The organism is Catellatospora vulcania, assembly GCF_009720385.1.
Taxonomy (GTDB): domain Bacteria; phylum Actinomycetota; class Actinomycetes; order Mycobacteriales; family Micromonosporaceae; genus Catellatospora; species Catellatospora vulcania.
The window spans coordinates 1-14,664 of sequence record NZ_WARX01000036.1; the positions used below are offsets into that span (position 1 = coordinate 1).

Consider the following 14,664-nt stretch of genomic DNA (forward strand, 5'->3'; position numbering starts at 1 on the left):
CGCACCGGGTCCGCCGGCACGGGCAAGGCCGCGCCCGCCGCCGCCCCGGCCAGCGCGCCTGCGCTCGGGCGCGGCCCCAGCCCCAGCGCCGCCACAGCGATCAGGCCGATGTCGCCGGCGCGCAGGCCCAGGCGCAGTGCGCCGGTCAGCGACGCCCGGCCCGCCTCCCGGGCAGCCGGGCTGCCCGCGCCGCGCAGCCGGGCCGTGCCGGAAGCGGCGAGCAGGCGGCCCGCCTGGGACGGCGTCCACCCGGCCCGCCCGGCGAACAGCGCGGCCTGCGCGTAATAGCCCGCGGCCAGGTCGTACGCGCCGTCCTCGTCGGCGGCCGCCGCCGCGGTGGCCGACGCGGCGACCGCAGCGTCCAGCCGGGCAGCCCCGCCCAGCGCCGCCGCCTCGGCGGTGTGGTGCGCCAGCTCCGGCAGGGTCGCCGAGCGCGTCCCGCCGAGCGCGCCCAGCCGGGTCAGCACCGCCGCGACGCGCTCGTGCAGTGCAGCCCGGGAACGTGCGCCGAGCGTGTCGTAGCAGACCTCACGGTCCAGCGCGCGCACGAAGCCGTACACCTGCGGGCCCTGCTCGCGGACCAGCCCGGCCTCGGCCGCGTCGTCGAGCCCGCTCAGCACGTCCAGGCCGGGGCAGGCGCCCTCCAGGATGGCCAGGTCGAACTCGCGCCCGATCACGGCGGCCGCGGTCACCGTCTCGCGCGCATGCGGGGCCAGCGAGCCCAGCGCGGCGCGCACCGGCTCGGCCAGTTCCTCGGGCCAGCGCAGCGGCAGCCGGTACAGCCCGTCCCCGTCGGCGTCGATCTGGTCCGCGATCGCGGCCAGCACTGTCGGGTCCCCGTCGGTACGCCGCAGCAGCTGTTCCACGAGACGGGGCGCGACGGATCGGCCGGTGCGCTCCCGCAGCAGCTCAGCGGCCTCTCGTCGATCCACGACGCCTCCCCTCTCCGGGTCGGTACGCAGACACCCCCGGTGCAGAAGTTACGTACTCGCCGCGATGTGCGCAGTCCCCTAGCGGACCTAGCGTGAACTCACCTCGCAACGCCCCCGCACCAACGCCCCCGCCCGAACGTCCTCCCATCGAAAGGGAGCCTCCGATGTCCCAGTTCCGCGATCTCATCGCCAGGATGGCGGTGGACCCGGAGTTCGCCCGGCACGCACGGGCCAATCCGGACGCCGTCGCCACCCAGTACGGCCTCACCGCCGACGAGACGGACCAGCTGCGCGGCCTCGCCGACGCCTCGGCCGGCGCCGGGCCCACCGCCCTCGGCGTACGCCTGTCCAAGTCCGGCATCGGCACCGGCGGCCTCGGCAGCCTGATCCAGCCCGCCGATCTGACCCCGACCATCCCGGAGCTGCCGGAGCTGCCGGACGCGCCGGACGACCCGACGCCCCCGCCCCCGCCGCCGCCCCTCGCGCCGGTCGACCTGATCCCGCTCAGCCCCGAGGACCTCGTGCCGGACGCCGAGGAGGAGCCCCCGCCTCCGCCGCCGCTCCCGCTGCCGGACGCCATCCACCTGCCGCCGGACCTGGAACTCACCCCGCTTGACCCGGACCCCGAGCCCGACCCGATCATCCCGCCGCTTCACCTGCCGCCGGACCTCGACCTGTCCCCGGACTTCCCGGAGCTGGAGCCCATCCCGGACCCGCCCGGCCCGTGGATCCCGCCGATCCACCTCCCGCCGGACCTCGACCTGTCCCCCGACTTCCCGGAGCTCGAGCCCATCCCGGACCCGCCCGGCCCATGGATCCCGCCGATCCACCTCCCGCCGGACCTCGACCTGTCCCCCGACTTCCCGGAGCTCGAGCCCGCCGAGCCCGCCGAGCCGGCGGAGCCCGCGCCGCCCCCGCCGGCACCCGAGCCCGAGCCCGCCCCCGAGCCCGCGCCCGCGCCTGAGCCGGCTCCCGACCCCGCTCCTGCACCGCCCGCTCCGGCCCCCGCGCCGGCCGCGGACCCGGTGGCCGCACCCGTCGAGGAGTCCGGCCCGGTCGTGGTCGTCGTGCAGTCGGGCGACCCCGCGGCGACCCCGCCGGCCGGCGACCCGGCCCAGGCCGGTGCCCCGCAGGCGGGTGCCCCCCTGGCCGGCGACCAGGCCGCCGCGAGCGAGAGCTCGGACGGCATCGGCACCGAGGAGCTGCTCATCGGCGGAGCCGGCCTGGCCGCGGGTGCGGTCGCGGGCGGTGTCGCCGGCGCGGTGGCGGGCAAGGTCTTCAAGTCCGACCAGGACGGGACCGAAGGCACCGCGACGGCCTGACCGTCCGCACCAGACATGCCGGGCAGCAGGGGTGTGCGCCCCCGTCGCACCTCTGCCGCCCGGCAGCCGCTCCCGCGGGCTTCCCACTCATCGACGAACCGCCTGAACGGATCACCGTCGTAAAGCAGTCAGCCGAGAGCGTGCAGCCGTTCGGCCGCCTATGATTCGGCTCGCCGCACGGCTCCATACCCCTTGAAAGGCCGAACGATGTTGTGCCACGCCTGCCATGTGCACCTGCGGCGGGACTACCCGTACTGCCTGCACTGCGGCACGCTGCGCAAGGGCGCCGTCGTGGACTCGTACGCGGCGCCGGAGCTGCGGTGGGCCGATGCCGCGGGAGAGCGGGTGTTCCCGCTGGTCAAGCCCGCCACCACCATCGGCCGGGCCCCCGACAACGACATCATGCTCGACGACGCCAGCGTCTCGCGCCATCACGCCCGGGTCGTCCGCAACGCCGAAGGCTTCCACCTGGAGGACCTCAACTCGTTCAACGGCACCACGATCGGCCGGCGCACGTTCCACGGCGACTGGGCCCCGCTGCCCGATGAGTCCGAATTGCACATCGGTGACATACCGCTGCGATTCGCCCAACCGCGCTCGGCGGCGATCGGCTCCAAGACGATGGTGCGCGGCGTCGAGCACAGCATCCTGCTGCCCGCCGGACAGCCCGAGACCGCGCCGACGGCCACCGGCCCGCTCACGGCCCGGCCCCGACGGCGCAGCGGCTGGGCCCTCAAGCAGGTGCCCGACATGCGCGGCGACCAGCAGTGGGTGCTGCGCAACACCCGCACCGGGCAGTATCTGCAACTCGACGAGCGCGACGTGTACCTGTGGCACCAGCTCGACGGCGAGAACACGGTCCGCGACCTGCTCTTCGCGTACGCCCAGCGCTTCGGCGAGCTGGCGCTGCCGCGCATCGAGCGCACGCTGCGCACCTTCGCGGCGCTGGAGCTGGTGCGCGGAGTGCACGGCCAGCGCGAGGCCGACAAGCCGCCGCTGCTCAAGCGGTTCGGCCAGGCCGTGCTGAAGACGCTGCTGCGCATGGAGCTGTCGGTCAAGGGCCTGGACGGGGTCTTCACGAAGATGTACCGGGCGTTCGGCTGGCGCTTCTTCACCCGTACCGGCGTGTTCGGGCTCTGGTTCTGCATCGTCGGCGGCATCTACGCGATGACCGTGGCCAGCGGAAGCCAGAACCTGTTCGACATCAACGGCGCCGGCATCTGGGGCGCGATCGCCATCGCCGCGGGCTACCTGTTCGCGCTGATCGTGCACGAGTCGGCGCACGCGCTGGCCGTGAAGTCCTATGGCCGCACCGTCACGCGCGGCGGGTTCATGCTGATGATGGGCATGCCGTTCGCGTTCGTGGACACCTCGGACATGTGGTTCGGCAGCCGCTGGTCGCGCATCGTGGTGACGCTGTCCGGGCCGCTGTCCACCGCGGCCATCGCCGGGATGCTCGCCGCGGTCGCCGCCTGGGTGCCCGCGCCGCAGGTGTCCGGCATCGCCTACCAGCTGGCCTTCGGCCTCTACCTGAACACGCTGTACAACCTGAACCCGCTGATGCCGCTGGACGGTTACCAGGCGCTCGCGGACGGGCTGCGGCTGCCGCGCCTGCGCGAGGAGGCGTCGGCGTACTTCACCAAGGGCATCTGGTCCGACATCAAGGCGGGCCGCAAGCCCGGCATCAAGCAGATAGGCATGGCGGCGTACGGCTTCACCGCCGTCGTCGGCACCGGCCTGTTCGTGCTGCTGGGCTTCCTCGCCTGGCGCGACCGGCTCGGCGGGCTCGTCGAGGAGTACCTGCCGCCCGGTATCGACGTCCTGGTCATCGTGCTGGGCATCGGCCTGATCATGTTCCCGATCTGGTACCGGCTGTTCCGGAAGCTGACCGGCTTCATCAAGTCCCGTAAGGCCGCAACGGCGGAGGTGGCGGCATGAGCCAGATCATGTGGACCGTTCCCGGATACGTTGAGATCCGCGAGCTGGGGCGCGGCGCGTCCGGGCTGGTGGTGCTCGCCGAGCACGAGGCGACGCAGGTCAAGGTCGCCATCAAGTACCTGGCCGAGCACCTGCGCGACGACGAGAGCTTCATCCGCGCCTTCCGGGCCGAGGCCCGGGTCATGTCCGAGGTCGAGTCACCGCAGGTCGCGCGGCTGTACGAGTACATCGAGGCGCCCGGCGGCGCGGCGATCGTGATGGAGCTGGTCGACGGCGTCGCGCTGCGCGCGATCCTGCGCGAGCAGGGTCCCACCGAGCCCGAAGCCGCCCTGGTGGTGCTGAAGGGCTCGCTGCTCGGCCTGGCCGCCGCGCACGATCGTGGCGTCGTGCACCGCGACTACAAGCCCGAGAACGTGCTCGTCAACGGCGAGGGCCAGAGCAAGCTGGCCGACTTCGGCATCTCGGCGCGCAGCGGCCGGCAGGGCCCGCTCGCGGGTACGCCCTCGTACATGGCCCCCGAGCAGTGGGCCGGCGCCCCCGCCAGCCCGTCGACCGACATCTACGCGGCGACCGCCACCTTCTTCGAGTGCCTGGCCGGGCAGCCGCCGTTCCGCGCCCCCGGCGACCTCCAGGGCCTGCGCCGCCAGCACGAGCAGGCGAATGTCCCGGTGGAGATGGTCCCCGAGGCCGTACGCGGCCTGGTGCGCCGCGGCCTGGCCAAGGACGCCAAGCAGCGCCCCAAGGACGCCGCGACGTTCCTGCGCGAGCTGGAGGCCGTCGCCGGAGCCGGTTACGGGCCGGAGTGGGAGGAGGAGGGCCGCAGCAAGCTGGCCCGCCGCGCGCTGCTCCTGGCGCTGCTTTTCCCGCTGGCCGCGGTGCAGGCCAACGCGACGGCCATCGGCACCACCATCCTCGGCATGTCCCGCAAGGCGTTCACCCTGGCCGCCAGTGTCACCGCGGTGGTGCTGCTCCTGGGCGGCGCCGGTGCCGCGGCCCTGTGGCCGACCAGCGACACCCCGACGCCGCTGCCCAGCGCGAGCGCGGGCGAGTCGCCGCTGCCGAGCGAGTCGCCGTCGCCCTCCCCGTCGCCGAGCCCGTCGCCGTCGGAGAGCCCGTCGCCGTCGCCCTCCCCGTCGGAGGAGCCGGAGCCGAGCCCGAGCCCGAAGCCGTCCCCGTCGACCTCGCCGGCGACACCCGTCGCCCCGGTCGTCGCCTTCCTACGCCCGAGCACGTGCTGGGTGGTCAAGGGGATCTGCAACGGCACCGCGTCGGAGAACGCAAGCAAGGACTCCCGCACCACGGTCATCGTCAACACCGAAAACGCCGGCCGGTACCGCTACACGCTGCGGTTCACGGCGATCGACTACAACATGCAGCCGATCGGCACCATCCCGCAGAAGACCTTCCTGGTCACCGGCATCACGGACGGGACCAGCAAGACGGTCTCCACCACCGTCGACATGACCGGCCTGCTCTACTGCAACACCCAGATCCGGGTGACGATCGAGACCACACGGGGCGGCCCGGCCATTCCCACGAAGGTCTACTCTGCACCCATCATTGAGAACGCTGACTGCATCATCGGCTGAGAAGGACGCGCTGCGGTGACCGACACCATCGGTGGCAAGTACACCCTGCTGGACGCAGGGCGGGCCGGACGGCTCGGCACGTGGCACACGGTGTCCACTGCGGAGGGCAAACAGCGCGGCGCGCTGCGCCTGGAGGACCGGGGCCTGACCGACCCGGCCGCGGCGCGGCGGCTCGCCGACGCGATCGGCGGACAGGCCGCACTGCGCGTGCCCGGCCTGCTCAACGTCATCGACCAGGTGACGGAGGGCCGGCACAGTTGGCTGATCACCAACGCCGCACCGTCGCCGACGGTGGCACAGGCCCTCGCGGCCGGGGTGACCCTGCCGCCGTCCGTCGCCGCGCTGATCGCCACCGACACCGCGCAGACCCTGCTCCGGCTGCACCAGGCACAACTGGCGCACGGGGAGCTGAACGCGCACGGCGTGGTGGTCAGCGCCGGGGGCGCGGCCCTGCTCTCCGAGGCCGGTTACGGGCACGCCGTGCTAGGCACGACCCCCGGCCCCGGCCATGACGCGGCCGGCTGGTCCCGGCTGCTGGCCCAGCTCGCCGACGCCTGCCACGACGCCGCCACCCAGCAGCTGCTGCGCCAGGCCGGGCAGCAGGCCGAGGCGGTCGGCGGCAGCGCGGGCCTGACCGCCGCGTTGAGCACGCTCAGCGCCGCCGCGCAGCAGATCCCCGGCTTCGGCGACCGTGCCGCCCTGAAGGCACTCGCCGCGCAGATGCACCCGCTGTCCAGCGCGCCCGTCTCCGCACCGCCGGTGTCCGCGCCCCCGGTGTCCGCACCGCCGTCCTCTGTACCGACCTACGCCGCACCGACCTACGCCGCACCGCCGGTCTCGGCACCGCCGGTGTCCGGGCCGCCTGCGGCCTCGCCGCCGCGTGGCGTGCCGGCCGCGGAGGAGACCATCCAGCTGGCCGGCGGCTCGCACTCCGCGCCGCCGCCGGTGCCGCCGCAGACGCCGCGCACCGCGCCGCCGACCGCGGTGATGCCGGTCGTGCCGCCGGACGGGGCGACCCGCCTCGGCAACCGCGCCGCCGAGGAGCAGCGCCAATCCGGGGCGTACCAGGTGGGCCGGGCCGCCCCGCCGCCCGCGCACCAGCCGCAGCAGGACGTGAACCTCCGCTTCGGCCAGGGTGTGCCGCCCGCCCCGCCCGCCTGGCAGATGGCGTCCGCGCACACCGCCCCGCCGCCCCGCCGCAAGAAGTCGGTCGGCAAGCGCATCGCCGCGTTCTTCAGCGCCCTGACCACGGTCGCACTGCTGGTCATCGCCGGGTACGTCGGCTGGAACTGGTGGCAGGCGCAGAACAACGCGGTCCAGGTCACCAAGGTCACCGTCACGCCCGTCGTCCCGCCGGTCACCGCTGAATGCAACGTCAACGTGGACATCGTCGGCCTCATCGAGACCGACGGCCAGGCCGGGATCATCACGTACGAGTGGCTGCGCAACGACGGCGAGACCTCCGGCGCGCTGGAGCAGGCCGTCAAGAAGGGCGAGCGCAGCGTCCAGGTGCACCTGTTCTGGCGGTTCCAGGGCAAGGGCACCCGGGAGGCCGAAGCCACGCTGCGCATCCTGAAGCCCAGCGTGACCCAGGGCTCGTCGAAGTTCACGTACTCCTGCAAGTGACGCCCGGACACTGAGCCCACCCGCCGTTCAGCGGGTGGGCTCGGTCGTCCCCGAGGCGCTAGGCGTCCGGGTCAAGCAGGTCGGCGAGGATGAGCTGCTCCACGGCGTACGCCCAGTCGGGGCAGCGGCTGCGCCGACAGTGCACGCACATGTCGGTCGCCGGATCGTCCCCGTGGACGGCGACGGCCTCCCAGTACCGCCTCGCCAGTTCTTCCGGGATCGGCGCGTGGCCGGGCGGAGGGCTGGTCACACGGACACCGCCTCGGCGTCGGCCCGGTGCCGAACGAGCCGCGGCGAATGGGTGCGTATCACCTGCTCACGCTGCATGCGGTGGGTGCATGCACCGCATACCGCACCGACCTTGCCGCCGCACGACATGCACCAGTTCGCCGCGTATCCGCGCAGCGCCCAGCCCGCCAGCATCGCCAGCACGACGACCGCGCCGAGCACGACGACAGCCACGTAGACTGCCATGTACCACCTCCGATGGAGTTGTGGAGGAGGCGGGGCGCCGGGGCCAACCAGTCAGCCCCGCCTCCGGCTTTGAACAGCACTCTTCGTCGCCGATCCTCGGACGGCAATGTCGCGATGAGCCTGTGTCTGTTGTGGACTACACTACTGATCGATTCCTATATTAGGAACCTAAGTTTGGCGATCCGTCTCGCGTGGCCCCAAGGAGAACAACCACATGGACAACCCGACGATCCAGCGTCGGCGCCTGGGCCACGCACTTCGCCGTGCCCGCGAAGCCGCTGGCCGCACGCAAGAGGAGGCTGGCCGGACCATCGATGCGGCCGCTACGAAGATCAGCCGGATGGAACTCGGTCAGTCCGGCATCAAACTTCACGACCTCAACACGCTGCTGGACTTTTACGGGCTCGGTGATGAGCCCGCCGATGCCCTTCGCGAGCTGGCGCGTGCGGGCCGTCAGCGCGGCCGCTGGAGTGGCCGGAACGTTCCCGACTGGTTTCGCCAATATGTAGACCTGGAAGCTGCCGCGTCAGAAGTCCGCTGGTATCAGTCGGAGATCGTGCCAGGCATTATGCAAACCGAGGACTACATCCGAGCCATGAGTCCCGCCGATCCGGGCAAAACCGACGATCATGTAGCTCTCCGGAAGGAGCGCCAGGAGCTACTGACGCGAGATGATGCGCCCGACTTCGCCGTAATCATCAGCGAGTCAGCGCTACACAGGCAGGTCGGCGGCATTGATGTGATGCATGCCCAGTTGCATCACCTCGCCCGAGCTGCAGCAGACCAGTTGATCACGCTTCAGGTACTGCCGTTCAACGCATCGACGTACACGACATCGAGTTTCGGCTTCACCCTGCTCCGCTTCGAGCACGATGCCGGTTCCGATGTGGTTTACCTGGAGGATTACACGAATGCGTATTACCTTGACGATCAGGAGACTGCGCGCGTCTACTCTAGGCTGTGGAGCCGGCTGAGCGCCGCTGCTCTCGGTCCGCGGGAGTCTGTGCGGCTGATCGAGCAGATCGCCGACGCACTCCGCAAGTAGCACCGTTGGAGATGAGCAATGACGAGTTCGGCTTTCGACCACGCGACATGGCGCAAGAGTTCCCGCAGTGACAACAACGGCGGGCAGTGCGTCGAGGTGGCCATGGCGGAGATCGCCGTCAGTGTCCGTGACAGCAAGGACCCGAGCGGTGCAGTCCTCACCTTCACCTCCGACGACTGGACCGCTTTCCTATCCGGGATCAAAGACGGCGAATTCGACCGCTGACCATTGGAGCGGACGATGCAGGTATCCCTTGTGCAGGGCGATATTACGAGCCAGGACATGGACGTGATCGTCAACGCGGCCAACTCGTCGCTGCTGGGCGGCGGCGGGGTGGACGGGGCGATCCACCGCAAGGGCGGGCCGGAGATCCTCGCCGAGTGCCGAGCGCTGCGCGCGTCCCACTACGGCCGGGGACTCGCGACCGGCCAGGCCGTCGCCACCACCGCCGGCAAGCTGCCCGCGCGCTGGGTCGTGCACACCGTCGGACCCGTTTACAGCGCCAACGAGGACCGGTCTGAGCTGCTCCGCGACTGTTACCGCAACGCACTTCGGGTGGCGGGCGAGCTGGGCGCGCGTACCGTCGCCTTCCCTCTCATCTCCTCGGGCGTCTACCGCTGGCCGGTCGACGACGCCGTACGCCAAGCCCTGGACGTGCTGGACACCGCCGAAACCCCGATCGAGGCGGCAACCCTGGTCCTCTTCGACGACCCCACGTACCAAATCGCCCAATCCGTACGGCAGACCGGGGCGTGATCGCTATCTGCGTCAGAAGACGCGGTCCGACCCCACTTTCTGAACGCAGACAGCGATCGCTGTCTGCGTTCAGCAGATTCAGTCCGACTCCACAAAGTGACCGGAAACCGCGATCAAGGCTTCACGCGTGCGCGGCGTGACATGCCGCGAGGGTCTGGTCGGCGCCGACGATCCTCAGCAGAGCCGGTCCCGTCGGACGATCAGCTCGCCGCCGATGCTGAAGGCACCGCGCCAGGCCGACACGGCACAGCACCGTGCTCCTGCAGCGAGCAGGTAAGACCTCGCACGGGAAGCCCGGCGGCGTTCGTCAGCCCCAGTTCGGCGAGCAGATCGGGGGTGAACGTGTCGGTGACCTTGAGGAGCACAACGCGCCGGCCGCCGTGGCCCGCGACGGCCACCGCAGCTCGGTTGAGGCGGCCGTCGCGGTTGATCCGTCAGTTGGCGACTTCGTAGCTGGTGCCGATCAGGGACCAGACCGCGGGGAGGTCCGAATTCTGGCAGGTGGCGTACGCCGACAGCTGGGTCGGCCGGTCACGCCAGCTTCCTGCGTGGCGCTCCGTCCACGAGCCCCCGGGATGGACGTACGCCGTGTACTCGCAGATGGCGACAGCCCGGAACCGTCCGTAGCCGGTGGCACAGTAGGCCATCGCGGTATAGGAATTGGCGTATCCCGAGCTGCAGTTGGATGGAGCGGCGGAAGCCGGAGTCCCCGTGAGGACACTTCCTGCCATCAGGCCTGCTGCCATGGCGATCCGCGTGACGCGTCGCATGTGGCTCCCCGTATTTCTATGAATGGATATGTGCGTCCTAGGGTCGCGGATCGACCGCCGCGAGTCAAGGGACGCTTTGGATGGACGGCGCACATGATCGCTGATTGCGGGCCGAACGTCGGGCTGGACCGCAGGTTGTGACCGAAGACAGCGATCATGCCCTGCTACGGCTCCCCGTCGCCGCGCACCGCGCGGGTGAGGGCGGCGGTGAACGCGTCGGTGGTGGGTGCGTCGCGGATCGCGACGCGCAGCCAGTCCGGGCCCAGGCCGGGGAAGGTGTCGGCGCGGCGGACGGCGTAGCCCGCGTCGCGCAGGCGGGTGCGTACGCCCAGGCCGTCGGCGACCTTGAGGAGCACGAACGAGCTGGCCGGCGTGCCCGCGACGACCACCTCGGGCAGTTGCCGCAGCGCGGCGAGCAGGTGTTCGCGGCGTACGGTCAGCTCGTGGGCGATGCGCTCCTCGGCGGCGACGGCGTACGGGGTGGCGCAGGCGGCGGCAGCGGCGAGCGCGGGCGTCGAGACCGGCCACAGGGGCTGCACCGCGGCCAGGCGGCGGACCAGGTCCGGGGCGGCGAGCAGGTAGCCGACGCGCAGGCCCGCCAGCGCCCAGGTCTTGGTGAGGCTGCGGACGACGACCAGGCCGGGCAGGTCCCGCCGGGCGGCGAGGGAGTGCGGCTCGCCGGGGATGGTGTCGGCGAACGCCTCGTCGACGACCAGCACGCGGCCGGGCCGGGCCAGGCTCGCGACCGTCTGTGCGGGGTGTGCGACGGAGGTCGGGTTTGTCGGGTTGCCGAGCAGCACCAGGTCGGCGTCGTCCGGCACGGCGGCCGGGTCGAGGATGAACGGGTCGGGCAGCAGCACCCGGCCGACCCGGTGCCCGGCGGCGAGCAGCGCCGCTTCCGGCTCGGTGAACTGCGGGTGCACCACGACCGGGCGTCGTGCGTCGCGCAGGCCTTGGGCGAGCAGCGTGAACGCCTGGGCGGCGCCGGCGGTGAGCAGTACCTCGTCCGGGTCGCGGCCGTGCCGGGCGGCGATCGCGGCCCGTGCGGCGGTGCCGTCGGGGTAGGCGTCCAGGCGGGTTAGCGACTCCCGGATCGGTTCGGCGAGCCAGTCCGGCAGCGGGGCCTGCCGAACGTTCACCGCGAGGTCGACCAGACCGGGTGCGACCTCGACGTCGCCGTGATGCCCGAGGTCGTAGCCCTGCTCCGCGGCCCGCGGCGGCGCATCGTCAACGCTCACCGTCTCCTCCCGCCCTGCCCACCCGTCGTCGCGCGTTAAGAAGGGCACCTTCCTCTACGGAATCCGATAAGAAGGTGCCCTTCCTTCGTCCTAGGCGGGTGAGGGCGGCGAGGGAGGCGGCGGCCAGGCCGACGGCCGCGGAGAGCGTTGCGGCGCGGCGGATGTCGCGGGTGAGCGGGCCGGGGCCGTCGCCGAGGGTGGGGCGCGTTTCGGAGCGGCCGAAGTAGACGTTGGTGCCGCCCAGGCGTACTTCGAGGGCGCCCGCGAAGGCGGATTCGCACTGGCCGGAGTTGGGGCTGGGGTGGGCTCGGCCGTCGCGGCGCCAGATGCGGGCGGTGCGGGCCGGGGAGCCGGCCACCAGCGGGGCGGACGCGGTGGTCAGGGCGGCGGTGAGGCGGGACGGGAGCAGGTTCGCGGCGTCGTCGAGGCGGGCCGAGGCCGTGCCGAAGCGGGCGTAGCGGGGCGAGCGGTGGCCGACCATGGCGTCCAGGGTGTTGACGGCGCGGTAGCCGATCAGGCCGGGCAGCCCGGCCAGCGCGCCCCAGACCAGCGGGGCGACCTCGGCGTCGGAGGAGTTCTCGGCGATCGACTCGACGGTGGCGCGGGCCAGTTCCTTCTCGTCCAGCGTGGACGGGTCGCGGCCGCACAGGTGCGACAGGCGGGCGCGGGCCGCGGGCAGGTCGCCCCGTTCCAGCGCTCCGGCCATCAGGCCGCCCTCGCGGCGCAGGCTGCGCCCGCCGAGCACGGCCCAGGTCCCGGCCGCCACCAGCAGGGTACGCAGCACCGGCCGCCCCCGCGTGGCCCGCTGCGCCAGGACCGCCGCCGCCACCGGCACCCCGACGGCCAGCGTGGTGAACACGGCCCCGGCCCGGCGCGAGTCGGCGTACGTGTACCGCTCGACGACCTTCGCGAAGTTCCCGAACCCGGCGACGGGGTGCAGCCGGCGCGGGTCGCCGAGCGCGGCGTCGAGCGCCACTCCCGCCAGCAGGCCCAGCGCGTCGGCCCGCCGGGCCGTCCCCGTCCTGGCCGGGCGACGCCGGGAGGTCACCGGCCGGGTTCCGGGAGCACGTCGGTGCCGGTGTCGAGGACGGACTCCGCCTCGGGTTCCGGCGGCGCGTCCATCAGGTGGCGGAAGGCGCGCAGGTTGTCGGTGGGCTCGCCGCGGCTGATGCGCCAGCGCCACTCGCGCTTGATCGCGGTGCTGAAGCCCAGTTCGAGGAGGGTGTCGAAGGACTCGTCGGCGGCGGTCAGCACCGCGCCGAGCAGCCGGTCGAGTTCCTCCGGGGTGATCGCACCCAGCGGCAGGCGGCCGGTCAGGTACACGTCGCCGACGGCGTCGACGGTGAACGCGACCCCGTACAGCTTCGCGTTGCGGCGCAGCAGCCACGCCCAGACGGCTTCGCGGTTCTCGTCGGGCTGGCGTACCACGAACGCCTCGATGCGCAGCGCGTGCTCGCCGACGATGAGGTTCACGTTCGTCTTGAGCTTGTGGGTGCCGGGCAGCGTCACCACGTACGCGTGGGGGCCGGTGCGGTCCAGGGGCAGCTCGGCACAGGCCTGCTCGATCAGTTCGCAGGCCTCGGCGACCGTGGTCATGAGGCTCCTAGCGGGTCACCACCGGGCGCAGCCGGCGAGTTCGAGCTGACGGCGGGACCGGTGCTCGGTCATCGCCTCACGATAGACGTCGAGCAGCCGGGCGGTCGTGTGGTCCCAGGAGAAGTCGTACGCGTGCTCGACCGCGCCCACGGCCAGCTCGTCGCGGCGGCCGGGCTCGGCGAGCAGCCGGTCCAGCACCCGCGCCCAGTCGGCCGCGCCGTGCCCGTCGACGAGCACGCCGCTGACCTCGTCGCGTACCGCGGTGACCAGCCCGCCGACGGCGGCGGCCACCACGGGCGTGCCGCAGGCCTGCGCCTCCAGCGCGACCAGCCCGAACGACTCGTTGTGCGAGGGCACCGCGACCAGGTCGGCGGCCCGGTACACGTCGGCCAGCCGGTCCCCGGCCTGCGGCGGCAGGAAGCGCATCCGGTCGCGCACGCCCAGCGACTCGGCCAGTTCGATCAGCGAGGTCGGGCGGTCCAGGCCGGAGCCGCTCGGGCCGCCGACGATCAGCGCGATGGCGTCGGGGTCGCGCAGCTCGGCCAGCGCACGGATGAGCACGTCGGGGGCCTTCAAGGGCTGGATACGTCCGACGAACGCGATGATCTTGGCAGCCGACGGCAGACCCAGGCGGGCGCGGGCGGCGAGGCGGTCGCCGGGGCGGAAACGGTCCAGGTCGACGCCGGGGGCGACCACGGCGACCCGCTCCAGCGGCGCGTTGTAGAGGTCGATCAGCTCGCGGGCCTCGGTCGGGGTGTTCGCGACCAGCCGGTCGGACTGCTCGACGACCTGCTCCTCGCCGACGACGCGGCCCATCGGCTCGGCCCGGTCGCCCTCGGCCAGCTGCCGGTTCTTGACCTTGGCGAGGGTGTGCGCGGTGTGCACCAGCGGCACGCCCCAGCGGTCCTTGGCCAGCCAGCCGACCTGGCCGGAGAGCCAGTAGTGGGAGGCCAGCAGGTCGTAGTGGCCGGGCGGACGGGCCGCCTCGATGCCGAACACGCCGTGCGTGAACGCGCACAGCTGCGCGGGCAGGTCCTCCTTGGCCAGGCCCTCGTACGGGCCGGCGCTGATGTGGCGCACGGTCACGCCGGGGGCGAGTTCCGCCCGCGGGGGCAGGTCGCCGCCGGTGGTCCGGGTGAAGATCTCGACCTCGACACCCGCGTTGGCCAGGCGTTTGGACACCTCGACGATGTACACGTTCATGCCGCCCGCATCCCCGGTGCCCGGTTGGTGCAGCGGAGAGGTGTGCACGGAGAGCGTGGCGATCCGCCTGGGCAGCCCCTGGGGGAGGGAACGAGAGTTCACGTGTCGATCAACAGCCGAGGGGCCGGGTGTCTTCCCGATCCGGGGCGTGATGCGCATCGCAGCCCGGATGATG

15 protein-coding genes are annotated in these 14,664 nt (G+C 72.4%); 7 read left to right on the top strand and 8 right to left on the bottom strand.

What is annotated here, in order from left to right; all coding sequences use genetic code 11:
• On the bottom strand, positions 1-932 hold a 932-nt coding region (locus F6W97_RS38255), incomplete at its 3' end, for a hypothetical protein (protein ID WP_407924643.1).
• A 164-nt stretch (positions 933-1,096) separates the two neighbouring features.
• On the opposite strand from F6W97_RS38255, the gene F6W97_RS41145 reads away from it, so the two are divergent.
• From F6W97_RS41145 to F6W97_RS38275, 4 genes are all read left to right on the top strand, one after another.
• Positions 1,097-2,254, top strand: a complete 1,158-nt coding sequence (locus F6W97_RS41145; protein WP_230687336.1) for a hypothetical protein — start codon at positions 1,097-1,099, stop codon at positions 2,252-2,254.
• Positions 2,255-2,482: 228 nt separating this feature from the next.
• Positions 2,483-4,192: an FHA domain-containing protein gene (locus F6W97_RS38265; protein ID WP_196279521.1), complete on the top strand. Its 1,710-nt coding sequence runs from the start codon at positions 2,483-2,485 to the stop codon at positions 4,190-4,192.
• The gene (locus F6W97_RS38270; RefSeq protein WP_230687323.1) at positions 4,189-5,781 is read left to right on the top strand and encodes a serine/threonine-protein kinase; all 1,593 of its coding nucleotides are present in this window, start codon (positions 4,189-4,191) and stop codon (positions 5,779-5,781) included. Before F6W97_RS38265 ends, F6W97_RS38270 begins: the two co-directional genes overlap by 4 nt.
• Before the next feature lie 15 nt (positions 5,782-5,796).
• Positions 5,797-7,407 (top strand): serine/threonine-protein kinase, encoded by a 1,611-nt coding sequence (locus F6W97_RS38275; protein ID WP_155375493.1) that lies wholly within the window; start codon positions 5,797-5,799, stop codon positions 7,405-7,407.
• A 58-nt stretch (positions 7,408-7,465) separates the two neighbouring features.
• Here F6W97_RS38275 and F6W97_RS38280 read toward each other — a convergent pair whose 3' ends face one another.
• Together F6W97_RS38280 and F6W97_RS38285 are read right to left on the bottom strand one after the other, a co-directional pair.
• Positions 7,466-7,657 (bottom strand): hypothetical protein, encoded by a 192-nt coding sequence (locus F6W97_RS38280; protein WP_155375494.1) that lies wholly within the window; start codon positions 7,655-7,657, stop codon positions 7,466-7,468.
• On the bottom strand, positions 7,654-7,881 hold the full coding sequence (locus F6W97_RS38285; RefSeq protein ID WP_155375495.1) for a hypothetical protein: 228 nt from the start codon (positions 7,879-7,881) through the stop codon (positions 7,654-7,656). The genes F6W97_RS38280 and F6W97_RS38285 overlap by 4 nt, the downstream gene beginning before the upstream one ends.
• Before the next feature lie 214 nt (positions 7,882-8,095).
• Between F6W97_RS38285 and F6W97_RS38290 the strand changes: the two genes are divergently transcribed.
• The 3 genes from F6W97_RS38290 to F6W97_RS38300 are packed head-to-tail and all read left to right on the top strand — an operon-like array spanning position 8,096 to position 9,682.
• Positions 8,096-8,926 (top strand): helix-turn-helix domain-containing protein, encoded by an 831-nt coding sequence (locus tag F6W97_RS38290; protein ID WP_155375496.1) that lies wholly within the window; start codon positions 8,096-8,098, stop codon positions 8,924-8,926.
• Between the two features lie 18 nt (positions 8,927-8,944).
• Complete coding sequence (locus tag F6W97_RS38295; protein ID WP_155375497.1) at positions 8,945-9,151, top strand: DUF397 domain-containing protein; 207 nt, start codon at positions 8,945-8,947, stop codon at positions 9,149-9,151.
• 15 nt (positions 9,152-9,166) lie between these two features.
• The gene (locus tag F6W97_RS38300) at positions 9,167-9,682 is read left to right on the top strand and encodes an O-acetyl-ADP-ribose deacetylase (protein WP_155375498.1); all 516 of its coding nucleotides are present in this window, start codon (positions 9,167-9,169) and stop codon (positions 9,680-9,682) included.
• Between the two features lie 434 nt (positions 9,683-10,116).
• Here F6W97_RS38300 and F6W97_RS38305 read toward each other — a convergent pair whose 3' ends face one another.
• The 5 genes from F6W97_RS38305 to mshA form a co-directional block, all read right to left on the bottom strand.
• A complete protein-coding gene (locus F6W97_RS38305; protein WP_155375499.1) occupies positions 10,117-10,329 on the bottom strand; it encodes a hypothetical protein in 213 nt (70 codons plus the stop codon).
• Positions 10,330-10,616: 287 nt separating this feature from the next.
• Positions 10,617-11,690 carry an Rv2231c family pyridoxal phosphate-dependent protein CobC gene (cobC, locus tag F6W97_RS38310; RefSeq protein ID WP_155375500.1) on the bottom strand — a complete coding sequence of 358 codons (1,074 nt, stop codon included), beginning with the start codon at positions 11,688-11,690 and terminating at the stop codon, positions 10,617-10,619.
• A complete protein-coding gene (locus tag F6W97_RS38315) occupies positions 11,680-12,738 on the bottom strand; it encodes a cobalamin biosynthesis protein (RefSeq protein ID WP_155375501.1) in 1,059 nt (352 codons plus the stop codon). Before F6W97_RS38315 ends, cobC begins: the two co-directional genes overlap by 11 nt.
• Positions 12,735-13,286, bottom strand: coding sequence for a type III secretion system chaperone family protein (locus F6W97_RS38320; protein WP_155375502.1), 552 nt, complete (start codon positions 13,284-13,286; stop codon positions 12,735-12,737). Before F6W97_RS38320 ends, F6W97_RS38315 begins: the two co-directional genes overlap by 4 nt.
• Positions 13,287-13,301: 15 nt before the next feature.
• A complete protein-coding gene (gene mshA, locus F6W97_RS38325; protein ID WP_155375503.1) occupies positions 13,302-14,648 on the bottom strand; it encodes a D-inositol-3-phosphate glycosyltransferase in 1,347 nt (448 codons plus the stop codon).
• Between the last annotated feature and the right edge of the window lie 16 nt (positions 14,649-14,664).